The 322-nt window shown below is 59.0% G+C and carries 1 protein-coding gene; it reads right to left on the reverse strand.

What is annotated here, in order from left to right; genetic code table 11:
• On the reverse strand, positions 1-310 hold a 310-nt coding region (locus L6Q67_RS23720), incomplete at its 3' end, for an SAVED domain-containing protein (protein ID WP_296576029.1).
• Positions 311-322 lie beyond the last annotated feature (12 nt).

A 322-nucleotide genomic window follows, 5' to 3' on the forward strand; every position in this document is an offset into this window, starting at 1 on the left:
TGGGCATTGACAGAGATGGTTTGTAGCCACCGCCATTCGCACCCTCGAAGTCGTACTCGTACAGCGTGGTCTTGCCCAGACCGGGTTGTCTTTGTCCCAGGAAGAACGTAAAGGCATTCGGTGCCGCAATGAAGAGATGCAGTGGCGGTCGATGTCCAATGCGCCTCTCATTGATCTGCAGCGCCAACGCTTCGGCGAGATCAAAGGCGTGCTGTCCACATACGACGGACCGCGCGCCAGCGCCACAGGTCGGGCGCGCAATCAGCAACGAACCCACCTCCGGCGACGAACCTGCAAGATGTGATTTCACGGCCTGAACCAC

The sequence above is a fragment of the Zoogloea sp. genome (genome assembly GCF_023150065.1).
GTDB lineage: Bacteria > Pseudomonadota > Gammaproteobacteria > Burkholderiales > Rhodocyclaceae > Zoogloea.